A 16,997-nucleotide genomic window follows, 5' to 3' on the forward strand; every position below is an offset into this window, starting at 1 on the left:
GGGGGACGAGGTGGTGGTCAGAAACCGAGGTACGCGTGGCGCAGGTCGACGTCGTCACGCAACTGCACGGCCGGTGCGGCGATCACCACCCGGCCGAGGGACATCACGACGCCCTGGTCGGCGACGGCGAGCGCGCTGCGCACGTTCTGTTCGACGAGCAGGACGGTCAGGCCGGTGCGGTCGCGTAGCTGGCGGAGCAGGGCCATGGTCCGGGCGACCACCCGTGGCGCCAGGCCGAGTGACGGCTCGTCGAGCAGCAGCAGGCGGGGTCGGCCGACCAGGGCCCGGCCGAGCGCGAGCATCTGCCGCTCACCGCCGGAGAGTTGGTGGCCGAGGTGCCGGCGGCGTCGGGCCAGCGGCTCGAAGAGGTCGTAGACCTCGTCGAGGGCACGCCGCGCGTCGGCCCGGTCCCGCCGCCACAGCCCGCCGAGGCGCAGGTTCTCGTCGACGGTCAGCTCACTGATCACGCCCCGCCCCTCCGGGACGTGCGCCATGCCGCGCCGGACGAGCTGCTCCACAGGCGTGCCGCGCAGGTCCTCCCCGGCGAGCAGCACCTGGCCGGCGACCGGGCGGATCATGCCGGAGAGCGCTCGCAGCAGGGTGGTCTTGCCGGCGCCGTTCGCGCCGACGACCGCGGCGATGGTGCCGGCCGGGACGGTGAGGTCGATGGCCCGCAGCACGGGCGCGGCACCGTAACCGGCGACCAGCCCCCGCACGACGAGCAGGTCGGTCGCGGTCATGGGGAGACCTCCTCGACGGTGGCGCCGAGGTACGCGTCGGTGACCGCCGGGTCGTCGCGGATCTCGTCCGGGGTGCCGGCGGCGATGACCTTGCCGAAGTCGAGCACCACGAGTTCGTCGCAGACCGCCATCACCAGGTCCATGTGGTGCTCGACGAGCAGCACCGCACAGGGGTCGTCGTCGCGCCGGGGCAGGCGCCGGACCAGCTCGGCCAGCTCGGCGATGTCGTCGGCGCCGAGGCCACCGGCGGGCTCGTCGAGCAGCAGCAGCCGGGGTCGGGCGGCGAGCGCGCGGGCCAGGGCGACCCGCTGGCGTACCGCGAAGGGGAGCGTGGTCGGCGCGGCGTCGGCGTGCCCGGCGATGCCCAGGTCGTCGAGGATGTCCAGGGCGTGCCGACGCAGCCGGCGCTCGTCGCGGTCGCTCGCCGGCAGCCCGAGCAGCGCCGGGACGAAGCCCGCCCGGGCGGTGTGCGACGCGCCGGTCATCACGTTCTCCAGCACGGTCAGTCCGGCGAAGAGGCCGGTGCCCTGGAGGGTCCGGGCGATGCCGAGCCGGGTCAGCCGGTGCGGCCGGGGCCGCAGCGGCCGACCGTCGAGGGTGAGCGAGCCCGTCTCCGGCGCGACGAACCCGCAGATCACGTTGAACAGCGTGGTCTTGCCGGCGCCGTTGGGTCCGATCACGCCCACCACCCGGTTGGGTGGGACGCGCAGCGAGACGTCGTCGAGGGCGGTGAGGCCGCCGAAACGGACGCTGATGTGGTGCAGTTCGAGGCCTCGCTCCATCACCCATCCCTCTGTCGTGGCGGGTGTTTATTTACACTCGCAGTGTACGTTTCTCGGGTATCGCGTCAAGACCTTCAATGGCCCTCGTCCGCACGCCGACGGGGCGGCCGCCACCGGCGACCGCCCCGCGACCACGCTCAGGAGCTGGGACAGGTGTTGCGGTACTCCTCGATCTGCGAACCGCTCGGGCCGGGGCAGAGGAACTGCTCGTAGCGGGTGTCGTCGTCGACGAACCGCTTCAACCAGGCCACCATCTGCCGGGCGGTGGGCGTGTTCGTCGTCTGCGGGAAGAAGTGGCTCGCCCCGTTCAGCTCCAGGTACGCCTTCTCTGCGGAGGCCGGGATGCTGTTGTAGAACGGCACCGAGTGCGTCGCCACCGGCGCGACGGTGTCGCTCTCCCCGCCGATGATCAGCGTGGGCACCCGCAGCTCGGACCAACTCTTGTCGGTGTTCCACGGTGCCAGCGGCACGGCGGCCTGCAACGACGGCCGCGACGAGGCCGCCTCCAGGGTGCCCCCGCCACCCATCGAGTGCCCGGCCACCGCGAGTCGACTGCTGTCGATCCGGGTACGCACCGAGCTGCGCTGGGTGAGGTAGTCGAGCGCGGCGAGGAGCTGCCGGCCCCGGCTGTCCGGCTGGTCCAGCCGGGTGTTGGTCTCGATGCCGATCACCACGAAGCCGTGCGAGGCGATGCGCGGTCCGAGCCAGCTGATGCTGGACCAGGCGGCGGTGTAACCGGGCGAGATCGCGATGGCGCCGAAGGTGCCCTCGCTGGTGCTTGTCGGGTAGTAGATGACGCCGCCGCCGAAGCCGGTGACGCTCAGCGACGACACGCTCTGCGAGGCCGTGGCGAACGGGCCGCGGCTGGCCTCCAGGATCGAGGTGGTCGGGGCCGGACCCCGCTCGTACGGGCCGGCGGCCTGCGCGGCGCCGGTCGGGCCGGAGAGAACGCCGCCGGCGACCAGGACGGCGGTCACCGCGAGCCGAGCTGCGACGGAACGGGGACGGGTGGTGGTTGGTGAGGACACGTCGGGCACTCCCTAGGGTCGAGGGAAATCGACGTACATGAGTTTTGGCCGGTCCACCGGTCCGCGCATCGGCGAAATCACCAGTTCCGGCGCAGGTTGCCGGGATCGATGGTGTTTCGACCCTCTGACCAGGGGTAGCAGGGCTCTCGCCTGCCCGCACACGCTCCCTGGAGGGGTTCGTCAAGTGGAAACAAGCAAGCCCGCCGAGGCGGTCAAGAACGCCGTGAAGACGGCCTCCGGCAAGATCGCCGACGCCCTCACCCCGGATGTCCCCGGCGCGCCGGGAAGCGCGCCACCAAGCGTCGAGGAGCCGACGACGCCACACGACCCGCTACCACCGAAGCCGGAGCAGGGGGCACCGCAGACGCGGACGCCGACCGGTGCCGAGACCGGCGTCCCGGCGACCGCGAAGGGGCAGCAGGGCGCCTACCTCACGACCGCGAACGGAGCGCGGCTGCGCGACACGGACCACTCGCTCAAGGCCGGGCCGCGCGGCCCGGTGCTGCTGCAGGACCACCACCTCCGCGAGAAGATCACGCACTTCGACCACGAGCGCATCCCGGAGCGCGTGGTGCACGCCCGGGGAGCCGGCGCGCACGGCGTGTTCACCGCGTACGGCACCGCCGAGGCGGTCACCAGGGCCGGCTTCCTGAAGAAGGGGCGCGAGACCGACGTCTTCGTGCGGTTCTCCACAGTGCTCGGCTCGCGGGGTTCGGCCGACACGGTCCGCGACACCCGCGGCTTCGCGACCAAGTTCTACACCGACGAGGGCACCTTCGACCTGGTCGGCAACAACATTCCGGTCTTCTTCATCCAGGACGCGATCAAGTTCCCGGACATCATCCACGCCGGCAAGCCGCACCCGGACCGGGAGATCCCCCAGGCGCAGAGCGCCCACGACACCTTCTGGGACTTCGTGTCGCTGCACACCGAGGCGCAGCACCACACCATCTGGAACATGTCCGACCGGGGCATCCCGCGCTCGTACCGGACGATGGAGGGCTTCGGTGTGCACACCTTCCGCCTCGTCAACGAGGCCGGGGAGACGGTGCTGGCGAAGTTCCACTGGAAGCCCAAGCTGGGCGTGCACTCGCTGACCTGGGAGGAGGCACAGCTGATCGGGGGCATCGACCCGGACTTCCACAGGCGCGACCTCTACGACGCGATCGAGGCCGGCGCGTACCCCGAGTGGGAGCTGGGCATCCAGGTCTTCCCCGACACCCCGGAGGAGACCTTCGCCGGCGTCGACCTGCTGGACCCGACGAAGATCGTGCCGGAGGAGCTGGCCGAGGTACAGCCGATCGGGCGGCTGGTGCTCAACCGGACGCCGACGAACTTCTTCGCCGAGACCGAGCAGGTCGCCTTCCACCTGGGCCACCTGCCGCCGGGCATCGACGTGACGAACGACCCGCTGTTGCAGGGCCGGCTCTTCTCCTACGTCGACACGCAGCTCACCCGACTGGGCGGGCCCAACTTCACCCAGATCCCGATCAACCGCCCGCACGCCGCCGTGAACGACATGCTGCGCGACGGCTTCCACCAGCACGCCGTGCACGCCGGCGTGGCGCCGTACCGGCCGAACTCGCTCGACGGCGGCAACCCGTTCCCGGCCGGCGACGCCGAGCACGCCTTCGTCGACGCGCCGGTCACGGTGGCGCAGGCGCCGAAGGTACGCGCCAACCCCGCCTCGTTCGACGACCACTACAGCCAGGTACGCCTGTTCTGGTCGAGCATGTCGCCGGTGGAGAAGGAGCACATCATCCGGGCGTACACCTTCGAGCTGGGCAAGTGCTACCACCAGGCGATCAAGGAGCGTCAGCTCCAGTGCCTGGCCAACATCGACCCGGTGCTCTGCGAGCAGGTCGCCACCGGGCTGGGTCTGCCCGCCCCGCAGCCGACGGAGCCGCTCGCCGACGTCACGCCCAGCCCGGCGCTGTCACAGGTCGGCCGGGAGTGGCCGAGTGACGGTCGGATGGTCGGCATCGTCGTCGACCCCGACGGCGACCTGGACGGCGTCGACGAGGTCCGGCGGGCCGTGTTCGCGGCCGGCATGGTGCCGCTGCTGATCGCCCCGCACGGTGGCGTGGTGGGCGGTATGCCGGTGCAGCGCACCTTCGCCACCGGCCGGTCCGTCGAGTTCGACGCGGTCCTGCTGGCCGGAGCGCCGGCGCCCGCGCCGGATGCCGTCCCGGCCCGCGACGCCAAGGCGGGTACGCCGGCGCCGGCCGCCGTCGATCCCCGCGTGCTGCTCCTCGTCGAGGAGTCCTGGCGGCACGCCAAGGCCGTGGGCGCCTGGGGCGCCGGCGTCGCGGTGCTGGAGCAGGTCGGGGTGGCCGGCACGCCCGGCGTCGTGACGGCGGGTTCCGGCGCCGAGGCGCTGGCTGCCGTGCAGCAGTTGATGGCCGCGCACCGGGTGTGGGAGAGGTTCCCCGCCACTGTCGCCTGACCGTCGTCGAGCAGTGCCGAGGGCTGCCCTACCCGCGAAGCGGGGGGCAGCCCTCGTTGCCGCCGGCGAGCAGCCCACCACCACCACCAGGGCCGCCCGGTGGAGACGGCATTGCCTTACGCTGATGCCCGTGCTGTCCACCTTGAACGATCGCGATCCGCGCGAGATCGGCGGGTACCGCCTGCGCGCCCGACTCGGTGCCGGAGGCATGGGCGAGGTCTACCTCAGCTTCGCACCGGGGGGACGCCCGCTGGCGATCAAGGTGATCCGCCCGGAGTACGCCGATGATCCGGACTTCCGAGCCAGGTTCGCGCGCGAGGTACGAGCGGCCCAGGAGGTGTCGGGCCGGTACACGGCGCCGCTGCTGGAAGCCGACCCGGCCGCGCCCGTGCCCTGGCTGGCGACGGCATACGTCATCGGGCCGACGCTGCTGGACGCGGTACGCGCGCACGGCCCCCTGCCGCTGCCAAGCGCGCAGACGCTCATCGCCACGATCGCCGCCGCGCTGCAGAACATCCACTCCTGCGATGTCATCCACCGGGACCTCTCGCCCGGCAATGTCATCCTCGCCGCCAACGGTCCGACGGTCATCGACTTCGGCGTCGCCCGCGCGACGGACATCACCAAGAGCCTCATCTCACGCACGCCCATCGGCACGCCCGGCTTCATGGCTCCGGAGGTCGCGCTCGGTCAGGAGGCCGTGCCCGCCTCCGACGTCTTCGCCCTCGGCGCGGTCGTGTACTTCGCCTCGACCGGCCGGTCAGCCTTCGGTGAGGGGACGTTTGCCAGCCAGCTCCTGCGGATCACCAACGGCGAGGCGGATCTGACCGGCTGTCCACCGGAGCTGCGAGGCCTGATCGAGCGGTGCCTGTCGGTCGACCCCGCCGATCGGCCGACCACCGCCGAGGTGATCGCCGAGTGCGCCGGCACGCCCAGGCCGGCCGAGGGCTGGCTGCCTCCGGCGTTGACGGCTGACATCGCCGCACGTACGGCGGAGCTGGCGCGCGTCGCGGCCCAACCCGCGCCGCCGGCCACGGTCCCGCCCCGCCGAAACAGCGTCCGGCGGTGGCTGGTCGCCGCCGGAACCGCGGCCGGGGTGCTGACGGCGGCGACAGTGGTCACGGTCAAACTGCTCCCCGATTCGACCGACCCGGGAAGGGACACCGCAGGGCTGGCCAGCTCGTCCGCAACGCCGGCGGCGCAGATCAGCAGCACCGCGCCGGCGGCCAGCCCGCCACCTCCGTCCCCGTCTCCAACTCCGTCTCCATCTCCGACAGCGGACGAGGTCCGGTGGACGGGCAACATCCGGATCAACGGCGACGGCATCGACCTGGACCAGCTCCCTCCCACCGTGGACCCGGACGCCGGCGTGGTCGATCTGAAACTCGGCCTTACCAACAACGTGGAGTCCACCATCGGCGGGATCGGCGGTGGAGACGAGACAAGCGTCGCGCACCTGCCCGCGAACACCCAGCCGTCGCCCCGGGCCTGCCACGACCTGATCGCGACGGTCGGCACCACCCGCGTCACGGTCCAGAAGAACTCGGTGTTCTGTTTCCAGACCGACAAGGGCCTGGTGGGCTACGCCACCGTCAAGACCATCAGTGGCGGCTTCACCGCGGGGGACACCGGCACGGCGACGTTGTGGGCCACTACGGAGTTCGCCTGAGGTCGGCATACGCCCTGATCCGACGCACAAGCGAATGGTCCGAGCCCAGCTCCGCCCCAGCCCGAGCCAGCAGTCGCACCAGCGCGAAGGCCGCCAGGGCCTCGCGTCCCTGACCGAACTGGACCTGAATCTCGGTGAACTGGCCGGCCAGCCGGGAGGCGAGGGCCTCCGCCGCGACCCGCGCCCCGCCGACACCGGCCAGGGCGTCGCGGACCTCCGCCGCGCCGGGTCGCACTGCCGGGTCGGCGGCGAGCATGCGATCGACGAGGTCCGCCAGGCCTGGCGGCAGCGCCGGCCGCAACTGCGCGAGCGACCGGGCGGCCCGTCCGGAGCTCGCGTCCGCCGCGACCGGCATAGACCCGCTGAGTAGCACGTGCAGGGTGACGCCGAGCGCGTAGACATCGGAGGGCGGACCGCCCGGGAGGCCGTCGCGCCGCTCCGGCGCCAGATAGCCGGGCGTGCCGATCACCACACCGATCTGGGTCACCCGGGTCAGGTTCGGGGCGGCGGCGAGCCCGAAGTCGACAAGCTTGACCTGCTGACGGCCGCGCTCACCGTCGAGCATGATGTTCTCCAGCTTGATGTCGCGATGCACGATCGGATCCGGCCGGTCGTGCAGGACCGTCAACGCGCCGGCCAGCGCGACCCCGTAGCTGGCCGCCTCGTCCACCGGGAGCGGCAGCCGCGGCCTCACGAACGTCAGCAGATTCGGACCGGTGAGCCGCTCCATGACGATGTAATCGTCACCGACATCGAGAATGTAGACGATGTTGGGGTGCCGGATCCCGGCGAGCACCCGCGCTTCGCGCAGCAACCGGGCGAGGTGAGCAGGCTCGCCCTCGTCCCGGACCACCTTGATCGCGACATCCCGGTCCATTTTCGTGTCCCGGGCCAGGAACACCTGCCCGAAGCCGCCGGCGCCGATGCGCTCACCAAGGGTGTAGCGATCATCCAACCGCCGGCCGATCACCGGTGATCCCGGTGCTGGCGGGTCTGCGCGTCGAACGCCACAGCGGGCGGCTCGACAGGCGATGACGGCCCGACGTCGAAGACGTAGTGTCGGCCGCTGACCACCAGCTTGACCCGGTCATGCAGGGCGACCGCGTCGCGGAAGTCCCACCGCTCCGGCCGGCCGGGCGGAAGCCGGCGGCCTTTGACGCGCACGCCGTGGCTGCTGCGCAGATCGGCGACCGTCAGCGCCTGACCGTCCCAACGGATCTCGGCGTGCCGCCGGCTGATCCACTCCAGGAGCGCCGCGGGCACGCGCTGGAGCAGCTCCCGGCCGACGACCACCGGCTCGCCCGGCGGCACCTGAAAACGATCGACCACCTTACGGTCCACCGATACCTTGATCTGCAACGGGCGTACGAGCGGGCCGAGGTCGGCCATCGCCTGTCGGTGCGTCGGGCAGCACACCCGACCGTTGCGGTACACCGGAAGCGGTTGACCATCGGCACGCCCGGCGCCGAAGAGTGGGCACTCCGGCTCGGGGCACAACCAGGCACGCGACAGAGGCGCGCGCCGCAACTGGCGTTCCCGGTCGTACAGCCCTGCCTCCCGCAGCAGATCCTGCTCCTCGGCGCTGGACAGCACCCGCTCGGGGTAGATCGGGATCGTCCGCGCGACGACCCGGACGCCGTCGCCGTCGGGCTCCATGCCGAGGAAGCGGTCGGAGCTGCCCGGGATCCAGGGGAAAGCCCGATGCCTGCCCTTGTAGGTGTCGTGGCTGACAATCCTGGCGCCCGTGACGTCGGCGATCTCGACGACGCGATCGTCCGCGCCCTCGCGGGCCTCGACCCAGCCGAGATCGATCCAGCGCTTCAGGTTGCGCCTGTCGGTCGGCGGCAGCAGGTCCGTTCGGCGCCAGAGCGACCAGTCGGTCACGGCGTACACCCGAACGGTCTCGTCCTGCAGGTAGCTCTTGAGACCGTTGATCAACGCCGGCAGGCGGCGCATGTCGGCTTCCCGTGCACTGCACAGCCCACGCTCGCGCACCACGTTCGACAGATCGAGAACGACATCAGTCACGTCCGGGACCGTGGTCAGATGCTCTTCAATCCACACGGTCCACACTGTACGTGGCACGCATCGTCGCTTCCGCGACCCGAATCGATGCGGGGCCACCGACAATTCCGTTCACAATTGGCGTCCCCGCATCGTCGTCGTGGGATCAGCCGATGTCCGCCAGCCGGGGCAGCACCTCGTCGCCAAGGCGCGTGGCGAACTCGACCGGGTGCCGGTCCGGCGTCACCTGCACCTCGCTCACACCGAGCGCGGCGTAGTCGGACACCTCGGCGAGGAACGCGTCGGTGTCGTCCAGCGGCGACCGGGCGGCCACCACCGTCTTCTCGATGGTGTCGTAGTCGCGGCCCTCGGAGGCACAGTGCCCGCGCAGCACGTCCAGCTTGCGCGCCACGTCGTCGACGCCGGCACGGCCGAACAGGTTGCAGGCGTCGGCATAGCGCGCCACCAGCAGCAGCGTCTTCTTCTCGCCCCCGCCACCGATCATGATGGGCGGGTGCGGGCGGCGCAGCGGCTGCGGCGAGTTGATGGTCTCGGCGAGCTGGTAGTGGCGTCCGTCGAACGGCCCGTCGTCGGCACTCCACATCTGCAGGCAGATGCGCAGCGTCTCCTCCAGCCGCTCGAACCGCTCGGCCACCGGGACCACCGGCACGCCCAGCCCGAGCTGCTCCCGCTCGTACCAGGAGGCGCCGATGCCGAGGCGGGCCCGGCCGCCGGAGAGCACGTCGAGGGTCGTCACGGTCTTGGCCAGCAACCCCGGGTACCGGTACATCACACCGGTGACCAGCACGCCCAGCGTCATCCGCTCGGTCTTCGCCGCGACGTAGCCGAGCGTCGTGTACGCCTCCAGCATCGGCTCCTCGGCGGCGAAGACCGCGTCCATCTGGAAGAAGTGGTCCATCACGGTGAACGACGCGACGCCGGCCTGCTCGGCGGTGGTGGCCGCCTGTGCCAGGGTGGGCGCGATCGCGGTCGGGTCGGCCGGGGTCGAGTAGTTCCAGTAGTGCAGCCCGAGCTTCATGTGGCACCTCCGCAACGAGCCTAGGGGACGTGTCGAGGGCTGGCCGCGTCCATTACCAGATCATGACAATTCGTGGATCACGCGCGGATATCCGGCTGGCAGCTTCTGCTGAGTGATCCAACAGTTGTCTCCCACCGAGTCCCGGCCCGTCGACACGCAGCCCGAGGCGACGCGCGTCCGGTTTCGCCACCGGTACTGGACCCGGACGGTCCCCGCCGACCGGCAGTCACACCGGGCGCGGTGGGCCGACGCGGCGAAGGGCGTCTGCATCATCCTCGTCGTCCTGTGGCACGTCGTGGTCAAGGACTACCTGCAGATCGACTGGCACGTCGGCGTACCGGTGCCGGGCCTGTGGGGAACGCTCGGTGAGCAGTTCCTGCCGCTGCGGATGCCGCTGTTCTTCACCATCTCGGGCGTCTTCGCGGCGAACGCCGCCCAGCGGCCGTGGCGGGTCGTCGCCCGCGGCCGCATCGCCGGGTTCCTCTACCTGTACGTCGTCTGGCTGCTGATCCACACCGCGGTCCTCGCCGCCGCCCCGCAACTGCCGACCGACCGCGCCACCTCCGCCCTGGGCCTGCTGGAGCAGCTCACCATCACGCCGTCGAACCTCTGGTACCTGTACGCGCTGGCGCTGTACTTCACAGTCGCCAAGGCGACCCGCCGGCTCCCCCGGGCGCTGGTCCTCGTGCCCGCCGCGGCGTTGTCCGCGATCGCCGCCGCCGGACTGCTCGACACCCCGGGCAATCGGGCCGGCCTCTATCAGAACCTGGTCTTCTTCCTCGCCGGCCTGTCCCTGCGACCGCAGATCGAGCGGTGGGCGGCCACCGCCAGCAGGCGCCGCCTCGTGCTGACCTCGGGCGCCTACGCGCTCGCGCTCGCCGCGATGGCGGCGGCCGGCGCCCAGCAGTGGTTCGGCGTGTGGACGGCGGTGTCCGCGGTGGCAGTGATCTTCGGCATAACCGCCGCTGCCCGGCTGGCCCGGTGGTCGGCACTCAGTGATCCGCTGGCTAGGCTCGGCCGCATCACACTGCCGATCTACGTCATCCACATGCCGGTCCTGGCCCTGCTGCACCGGCTGTTGCTCGTACCGATTTCCGGGCTGGACCGGTCCGCCCAGGGCCTGATCGTGCTCGGTTATCCGATTCTGCTGAGCGGGCTGGTGATCGCTGTGAGCCTGGCCGTCCACCGCGGGCTGGTGGCGGTGCGCGCGCGCTGGCTGTTCGCGCTCCCCGGTCCCCGCCGGGAAGGGGCGACCGGATGAGCGCGCTGGCCGAGGCGGTGGTCGACCTCGGGGCGATCGCCGACAACGTGCGGGCCATCACGTCGCTCACCGGCACCGACCTGATGGCCGTCGTGAAGGCGGACGGGTTCGGTCACGGCGCGGTGCAGGTGGCCCGTGCCGCGCTGCGCGCCGGCGCGCGTTGGCTGGGGGTGACCTCGGCGGCCGAGGCGCTGGCCCTGCGTACGGCGGGGGTGACCGCGCCCACGTTGAGCTGGCTGCACCGGCCGAACGACGACTTCGGGGCGTTGCTCACGGCGGGCATCGACGTCGGGGTGTCCACCACCACGCACCTGCACGCCGTCGTCGACGCGGTCCACCTGCTCGGCGTACCGGCGATGGTGCAGCTCAAGGCGGACACCGGTCTGTCCCGCAACGGGGCAGCCGGGGACGACTGGCCGGAGCTGGTGCGGTGGGCCCGCAAGTACGAGCGGGAGGGCGCGATCCGGGTACGCGGGGTGTGGTCCCACCTCATCGACGCGGACCTGCCGGGCGCACCCGAGCTGGGTCGGCAGGTGGCGGCCTTCGAGGAGGCGTTGCGGGTGACCCGCTCGGCCGGCCTCGACCCGGACCTGGTGCACCTGGCCAACTCGGCGGCCGCGCTGTCCGCACCGCGGACGCGCTACGACCTCTGCCGGATCGGGATCGCGCTGTACGGCGTGGACCCCTTCGGGGCGAGCGGTCCGGGCGAGTTCGGGCTGACCCCGGCGATGACGGTGCGCACGAGTGTGGTCAACGTCAAGCGGGTGCCCGCCGGCACGAGCGTCTCCTACGGGCCCGACCACGTCACCGGCGCGCCGACCACGCTGGCGCTGCTGCCGCTCGGCTACGCCGACGGGCTGCCCCGCGTCACCGGCGGTCGCGCCGAGGTGTGGCTCGGCGGCCGACGGTGCCCCGTCGTCGGGCGCGTCGCCATGGACCAGTGCGTGGTCGACGCCGGAGACCAACCGGTGACGATCGGCGACCCGGTCGTGGTCTTCGGCCCCGGCGAGGGTGACCAGGCCCCACCGACCGTCGTCGAGTGGGCGCGCTGGGCCGACACCAACCCGCACGAGATCTTGACCGGGATCGGGCCCCGGGTGGCCCGCGACCACCTCCACGAAAGGGCACGGAATTCATGACAACCCGACTGGCAGTGCTGTACGGCGGGCAGAGCGGCGAGCACGAGGTGTCCTGCCGCTCGGCGGCGAGCATCCTCGCCAACCTGGACCGGGAGCGGTACGAGGTCACCGAGGTGCTCATCGACCGTGCCGGCGGGTGGCACGTGGGCGGTCGCCCGACGACACTCCCCCAGGCGCTGCGCGTGCTGCGTACCCAGGATGTGGTGTTCCCGGCCCTGCACGGCCCGTACGGCGAGGACGGCACTGTGGCGTCGCTGCTGGAGTGGCTCGGCGTGCCGTACGTCGGCAACGGTGTCTTCGCCAGCGCCGCCGGCATGGACAAGGGCGTCACCAAGCGACTCCTCGCGGCGGAGGGCCTGCGGGTCAGCCCGGGGGTGACCCTGCGTCCCGGCGAGGAGTTGTCGTCCACCGACCGGCAACGGCTGGACCTGCCGGTCTTCGTCAAGCCGGCGCGGGCCGGTTCCAGCCTGGGCGTGGTCAAGGTGGACGAGTGGGCGGGTGTGCCCGCAGCGCTGGAGCAGGCCCGTCAGGTCGACCCGAAGGTGCTCGTCGAGCAGGGGGCGCGCGGGCGGGAGATCGACGTGGCCGTCCTCGAGCACCCGGACGGGCGGGTGCAGGCCGGCCCGCCGCTGGAGATCCGGGTGACCGGGCCCGGTTTCTTCGACTACGACGCCAAGTACGACGGCGGGGCGGCCTTCCAGATCCCCGCCCCGCTCGACGCGGAGACCACCGAGGTGCTCCAGGACCGGGCGATCCGCGCCTTCCGCGCCCTGGACTGCCGGGGCCTGCTCCGGGTCGACTTCTTCCTGCCCGCCGAGGGGTCCCCCGAGCCCATCGTGAACGAGGTCAACACGTTCCCCGGTTTCACCGCCGCGTCGCAGTTCCCGCAGATCTGGGCCCAGGCCGGTCTGGGGTTCGCCGCGCTCATCGACATCCTGATCGCCGGCGCGCTCGTCGACGAGGACCGGGACCGCCACACCGGGCTGCCCCGGCAGGCGCGACCCGTCGACCTGGCGCGCAGCGGTGGTCGGCATCCGGTCAGCTGAGCGGGCACGGCCGGGCCGGTCTTGCGCCGTCGGACCCGACGACGGCGACCGGTGTGGAGTTGCCCGCCAGGCCGACCTGGGCCGCGGCGTCGGCCACGGTGCAGATGATCTGGTCGGCCGCCCTGGGCGACAGGGACCGGGCCGCCCCGGTGGTGCGCACCGTGAGGTCACCGGACCCGTCGGCCCCCGACGTCACCGTGACCGGGTCGAGCCCGGCCGGCACCTCGCTGGTGAGACCCTGGCCGCGTTCGGACCCCAGCGGACCGGCCGCGAGCAGGGCGAGCGCGTTGGCGGGCGAGGCGTCCGCCGACGCCGGGCGCAGGACCAGCACGAGTTCGCCGTCCCCGAGCAGGTAGAGCCCGACGCCCCGGGACGGGCCACTGACCGCGGGCCGACCGGTGATGACCTCGCTGGGCCGTACCCCGCAGCCGCCGGTGGCGAGAAGCGTGAGCAGAACGCCACCGGCGAGCAGCGCGCGCCTGGTCACCTGGCACCTCCGTCGTCCGCCGGGTCGCGGGGCAGTCGGAGGGTGAACACCGCGCCGCCACCGGGGGCGTTGCCCGCGACGAGGCTCCCCCGCCGGTCGCCGTGGTGGTGCAGGCGCGCGTTCTCCCAGGAGATGGCGAGGCCGAGGCCGCTGCCGTCGGAGCGGGTCCGCGCGGTGTCGGCCTTGTAGAAGCGGTCGAACACGTGCGGCAGGACCGCCGGGTCCAGCCCCGGACCCTGGTCGGCGACCTCGACGGTGACCCAGTCCGCGTCCGCGCGCAGGCGTACCGACACCGGCTCGGCGCCGTGCCGGAAGGCGTTGCCGACCAGGTTGGCGACGATGACGTCGAGCCGGCGGGGATCCAGCCGGGCCATGACTCCCGGTGGCAGGTCGGCGCGTACGCGGTCGGCCCAGCCCCGGATCCGCAGGGTCGCGGTCACCGCCGCGGCCACGTCCACGTCGTCCAGGGCGAGCCGCGCGGTGCCGGAGTCGAACCTGCTGACCTCGATGAGGTCGTTGACCAGGTGGGTGAGGTTCTGCGTCTCCCGGCTGACCAGCCGGGCGGCTCGGCCCGCGTCGCCGGGCAGGTGGTCCGCCTCCTCGTCGAGCACGTCGGTCACCGCCGTCATCGCCGCCAGCGGCGTACGGAGTTCGTGCGAGACGTCGGCCACGAAGCGGCGGGCGTCGGACTCCATCCGCCGCAGCTCCCCGACCTGCCGTTCCAGCGTTCCGGCGGTGTCGTTGAAGGTCCGCGCCACGTCGGCCAGCTCGTCGGCGCCCCGGACGGTCAGCCGGGTGCTCAGGTCGCCCTCGCCGAGGCGGCGGGCCGCCCGACCCAGGTCGCGGACGGGCCGCAGGACGCCGCGGGCGGCCAGCAGGGCCAGCAGGACGGCGAGGACCAGGGACAGCCCGCCGGTCTGCCACGCCCGGGTGGCGAGCCGGTTGATGCTCTGCTGCTCGGGCACGAGGTTACGCACCGAGTAGACCTCCAGCCCGGACGACCGGGACGTGCCGTCGGACTCCTCGAGAGTCAACTGGGTGCCGATGAGCAGCCAGGGCTGTCCGTCGTGCGAGACACGCTGCCAGGCGATCCGGCCGTCACCGACCTCCCGGCGCAGCTCGGGGGTGAGCGGGTCGGCGATCTCCACACCGCCCTGTGACCGCATGTCCCGGTAGACGACCACCGCGGAGCCCTGCCGGTCGGAGAGCCGCTGGGCCAGCAGGTCGAGGTCGGCCTGGGTCGGCGGGAGCTGGACGATCGGGTAGACCTTCGCGAGTTGGTCGGTGAGCGACATCACGGCGGCGTCCTGCGCCTGTTGCAGGATGACGGTCCGGGCCTGGAAGTAGCTGCCACTGGCCACGACCGCCGTCGTGGTCACGCCCAGCAGCGCGAAGGTCAGGAGCAGCCGCACCCGCAGGCCCAGGACCCGGGCACTGGCCCAGCGGGTCACAGCGGCCCGAACCGGTATCCGAAACCGCGCACGGTCTGGATGAAGACCGGCGCCGACGAGTCGACTTCGATCTTGGCGCGCAGCCGCTGGACGCACGCGTCCACGAGCCGTGAGTCCCCGAGATATCCGTGCTCCCAGACGGCCTCCAGCAGTTGCTGGCGGCTGAGCACCTGGCCGGGCGTGTGCGAGAGTTCGAGCAGCAGGCGCAGCTCGGTCGGCGCCAGGCCGACGGGTGTCCCGTCCCTGCTGACCACGAGCGCGGCCCGGTCGATGGTCAGCGGGCCGTACTCCTCCACACCGGCGCGCTCACCGGCGGGACGTCGGGACTCACCACCGGTCCGTCGGAGCACCGCGCGGATGCGCGCCTCGAGCACCCGGGCCTGCACGGGTTTGACCACGTAGTCGTCGGCGCCGGCCTCCAGGCCGGCCACCACGTCCATGTCGTCGTTGCGGGCGGTGAGCATGATGATCGGCAGGTCGCCGAGCTGCCGGATGCGGCGGCAGACCTCGAACCCGTCCATCCCGGGCAGCATGAGGTCGAGGACCACGACGTCGGACGAGGTCGTGCGCAGCAGGTCCAACCCCTGCTCACCGGTCCCCACGGCGTGCACGGTGTGGCCCTGCCGGGTGAGCGCCAGCTGCAGTCCGTCGCGCACCGTCTGGTGGTCTTCGATCAGCAGCACCTGGGACATGTCGTCAAGTATCCCATCATGAGATCTTTTGGGATCCGGTCGACGGCCGTGACCGCGGGCGACGCGGGCAGGCGAGATCAGTGGCGCGTACCAGGAACACCACCGAACCCACCAGGACCATCGTCACCGCGCCGACCACGACGATGGCGACGAGCGCCCCGCGCCGCACCGACGTGGCCAGGTCGGGCACGACCACCGCGAGCGCCCCGACCAGCACGACCAGGCCGGCCGCCCCCTCGGTCAGCCCGCGCCACGGGCTGCCGCCAACCGGCCGGTCGTCCGCGCCCTGGTCCCCCCGCCAGACCACCAGGGCGGCCGCGGCCAGGCAGAACACCGCCACCCCCAGCAGTACGCCGCCGAGCGCGTCGCTGAACCGGTGCCAGCCCGCGATCATGGTGGCCGCCGCGATGAGGGCGACACCCGCCGCGCCCGGCACCACCAGCCACCGCCGGGCCCACCCGGGAAGGACCAGCATGAACGCCAGCAGCAGCGCCGTGGCCGCCGTGACGTGGCCGCTGGGGAAACTGTTGTGGGTGGTCGAACTCTCGATCTGAAGGTCCGGGCGGGGCAGCGCCGACTTCACCGCGCCGGCCACCACCACCGCGCACAGGACCATGCCCACGCCGACCACGCCGGCCGCCAACCGCCGGCGGAGCGCACCCACCACCAGCACCGCGCCGAGCAGGGCGGCCAGGAGTGTCGGGCTGCCGAAGGTGGCCAGTACGGTCTTGGCCGGACCCACAAGCACCGTCTGCTGCTCGTAGCCTCCGCCCCGCTCGGCGCGCGGCAGGAGCGCGCCGTCCCACCACTGACCGGGGTACGTGCGCACGAAGACGGCCGCGGTGAGGGCCAGGGCGAGCAGGCCGCACAGCGACGCCGCGAGCAGCCGGAGACCCAGCGGCACGGCCGTGCGGGCGTGCGGCAGGGGTCGCGCCGGCTGCGGGCCGGGCGTCGACCGCCCGACGGGGTACGACGATCCGATGGACATGACGACAATGCTCACCCCGGCAGGTCCGTACACCGTGCGCGGATTGTCTTGGTTCTGTCACAACCGCTTCCGGACCGCCGGCGACCGGCTGCTGACCACCGCGACGTGGTCGAATTCATCTGCTTGCATCGACGATGTTTTACCCGGGCGAGATCAGCCGCCACTAGGGTCAGGGCGCCGATCGATGTGTGGCATCGACGGTGCGACAAATCCATCCGGAGTGAG

Annotated in this window: 15 protein-coding genes; 5 read left to right on the forward strand and 10 right to left on the reverse strand. The window is 72.2% G+C overall.

What is annotated here, in order from left to right; translation table 11 throughout:
* Positions 1–17 precede the first annotated feature (17 nt).
* The 3 genes from ACPXBU_RS30350 to ACPXBU_RS30360 form a co-directional block, all read right to left on the reverse strand.
* On the reverse strand, positions 18–740 hold the full coding sequence (locus ACPXBU_RS30350) for an ABC transporter ATP-binding protein (RefSeq protein ID WP_393371536.1): 723 nt from the start codon (positions 738–740) through the stop codon (positions 18–20).
* Positions 737–1,522 (reverse strand): ABC transporter ATP-binding protein, encoded by a 786-nt coding sequence (locus tag ACPXBU_RS30355; RefSeq protein WP_425760818.1) that lies wholly within the window; start codon positions 1,520–1,522, stop codon positions 737–739. Before ACPXBU_RS30355 ends, ACPXBU_RS30350 begins: the two co-directional genes overlap by 4 nt.
* Before the next feature lie 137 nt (positions 1,523–1,659).
* The gene (locus ACPXBU_RS30360) at positions 1,660–2,550 is read right to left on the reverse strand and encodes an alpha/beta hydrolase family protein (protein WP_393371541.1); all 891 of its coding nucleotides are present in this window, start codon (positions 2,548–2,550) and stop codon (positions 1,660–1,662) included.
* A gap of 184 nt (positions 2,551–2,734) precedes the next feature.
* Here ACPXBU_RS30360 and ACPXBU_RS30365 point away from each other — a divergent pair, with 184 nt between their 5' ends.
* Positions 2,735–4,996, forward strand: coding sequence for a catalase (locus ACPXBU_RS30365; RefSeq protein WP_425760819.1), 2,262 nt, complete (start codon positions 2,735–2,737; stop codon positions 4,994–4,996).
* Positions 4,997–5,126: 130 nt separating this feature from the next.
* Positions 5,127–6,665 (forward strand): serine/threonine-protein kinase, encoded by a 1,539-nt coding sequence (locus ACPXBU_RS30370; RefSeq protein ID WP_425760820.1) that lies wholly within the window; start codon positions 5,127–5,129, stop codon positions 6,663–6,665.
* Here the strand turns inward: ACPXBU_RS30370 and ACPXBU_RS30375 are convergent.
* The 3 genes from ACPXBU_RS30375 to ACPXBU_RS30385 are packed head-to-tail and all read right to left on the reverse strand — an operon-like array spanning position 6,649 to position 9,708.
* Positions 6,649–7,635: a serine/threonine-protein kinase gene (locus ACPXBU_RS30375; RefSeq protein ID WP_393371549.1), complete on the reverse strand. Its 987-nt coding sequence runs from the start codon at positions 7,633–7,635 to the stop codon at positions 6,649–6,651. The two genes, ACPXBU_RS30370 and ACPXBU_RS30375, sit on opposite strands and share 17 nt — an antisense overlap.
* Positions 7,632–8,789 carry an FHA domain-containing protein gene (locus tag ACPXBU_RS30380; protein ID WP_425760821.1) on the reverse strand — a complete coding sequence of 386 codons (1,158 nt, stop codon included), beginning with the start codon at positions 8,787–8,789 and terminating at the stop codon, positions 7,632–7,634. Before ACPXBU_RS30380 ends, ACPXBU_RS30375 begins: the two co-directional genes overlap by 4 nt.
* 46 nt (positions 8,790–8,835) lie before the next feature.
* The gene (locus tag ACPXBU_RS30385) at positions 8,836–9,708 is read right to left on the reverse strand and encodes an LLM class F420-dependent oxidoreductase (RefSeq protein ID WP_425760822.1); all 873 of its coding nucleotides are present in this window, start codon (positions 9,706–9,708) and stop codon (positions 8,836–8,838) included.
* 112 nt (positions 9,709–9,820) lie between these two features.
* Between ACPXBU_RS30385 and ACPXBU_RS30390 the strand changes: the two genes are divergently transcribed.
* Genes ACPXBU_RS30390 through ACPXBU_RS30400 form a run of 3 tightly spaced genes read left to right on the forward strand, consistent with a single transcriptional unit; the run spans position 9,821 to position 13,154 of the window.
* A complete protein-coding gene (locus ACPXBU_RS30390) occupies positions 9,821–10,969 on the forward strand; it encodes an acyltransferase family protein (RefSeq protein ID WP_425760823.1) in 1,149 nt (382 codons plus the stop codon).
* Positions 10,966–12,108 carry an alanine racemase gene (alr, locus tag ACPXBU_RS30395; RefSeq protein WP_425760824.1) on the forward strand — a complete coding sequence of 381 codons (1,143 nt, stop codon included), beginning with the start codon at positions 10,966–10,968 and terminating at the stop codon, positions 12,106–12,108. Before ACPXBU_RS30390 ends, alr begins: the two co-directional genes overlap by 4 nt.
* Positions 12,105–13,154: a D-alanine--D-alanine ligase family protein gene (locus ACPXBU_RS30400; RefSeq protein WP_425760825.1), complete on the forward strand. Its 1,050-nt coding sequence runs from the start codon at positions 12,105–12,107 to the stop codon at positions 13,152–13,154. The genes alr and ACPXBU_RS30400 overlap by 4 nt, the downstream gene beginning before the upstream one ends.
* Here the strand turns inward: ACPXBU_RS30400 and ACPXBU_RS30405 are convergent.
* Genes ACPXBU_RS30405 through ACPXBU_RS30420 form a run of 4 tightly spaced genes read right to left on the reverse strand, consistent with a single transcriptional unit; the run spans position 13,147 to position 16,772 of the window.
* Positions 13,147–13,641: a hypothetical protein gene (locus ACPXBU_RS30405; protein ID WP_425760826.1), complete on the reverse strand. Its 495-nt coding sequence runs from the start codon at positions 13,639–13,641 to the stop codon at positions 13,147–13,149. The two genes, ACPXBU_RS30400 and ACPXBU_RS30405, sit on opposite strands and share 8 nt — an antisense overlap.
* Positions 13,638–15,092 (reverse strand): ATP-binding protein, encoded by a 1,455-nt coding sequence (locus ACPXBU_RS30410; RefSeq protein WP_425760827.1) that lies wholly within the window; start codon positions 15,090–15,092, stop codon positions 13,638–13,640. Before ACPXBU_RS30410 ends, ACPXBU_RS30405 begins: the two co-directional genes overlap by 4 nt.
* Positions 15,089–15,784 carry a response regulator gene (locus tag ACPXBU_RS30415; RefSeq protein ID WP_425760828.1) on the reverse strand — a complete coding sequence of 232 codons (696 nt, stop codon included), beginning with the start codon at positions 15,782–15,784 and terminating at the stop codon, positions 15,089–15,091. The genes ACPXBU_RS30410 and ACPXBU_RS30415 overlap by 4 nt, the downstream gene beginning before the upstream one ends.
* Positions 15,785–15,800: 16 nt before the next feature.
* Positions 15,801–16,772 (reverse strand): phosphatase PAP2 family protein, encoded by a 972-nt coding sequence (locus ACPXBU_RS30420; RefSeq protein WP_425760829.1) that lies wholly within the window; start codon positions 16,770–16,772, stop codon positions 15,801–15,803.
* Between the last annotated feature and the right edge of the window lie 225 nt (positions 16,773–16,997).

It is taken from the genome of Micromonospora sp. DT231, from assembly GCF_049847025.1.
Lineage (GTDB): Bacteria > Actinomycetota > Actinomycetes > Mycobacteriales > Micromonosporaceae > Micromonospora.

Bases quoted from the DNA above. Each gene is read 5' to 3' on its own strand.
- ACPXBU_RS30350 (WP_393371536.1), bottom strand. From the start codon at position 740: ATGACCGCGACCGACCTGCTCGTCGTGCGGGGGCTGGTCGCCGGTTAC.
- alr (WP_425760824.1), top strand. From the start codon at position 10,966: ATGAGCGCGCTGGCCGAGGCGGTGGTCGACCTCGGGGCGATCGCCGAC.
- ACPXBU_RS30420 (WP_425760829.1), bottom strand. From the start codon at position 16,772: ATGTCCATCGGATCGTCGTACCCCGTCGGGCGGTCGACGCCCGGCCCG.
- ACPXBU_RS30400 (WP_425760825.1), top strand. From the start codon at position 12,105: ATGACAACCCGACTGGCAGTGCTGTACGGCGGGCAGAGCGGCGAGCAC.
- ACPXBU_RS30415 (WP_425760828.1), bottom strand. From the start codon at position 15,784: ATGTCCCAGGTGCTGCTGATCGAAGACCACCAGACGGTGCGCGACGGA.
- ACPXBU_RS30355 (WP_425760818.1), bottom strand. From the start codon at position 1,522: ATGGAGCGAGGCCTCGAACTGCACCACATCAGCGTCCGTTTCGGCGGC.
- ACPXBU_RS30385 (WP_425760822.1), bottom strand. From the start codon at position 9,708: ATGAAGCTCGGGCTGCACTACTGGAACTACTCGACCCCGGCCGACCCG.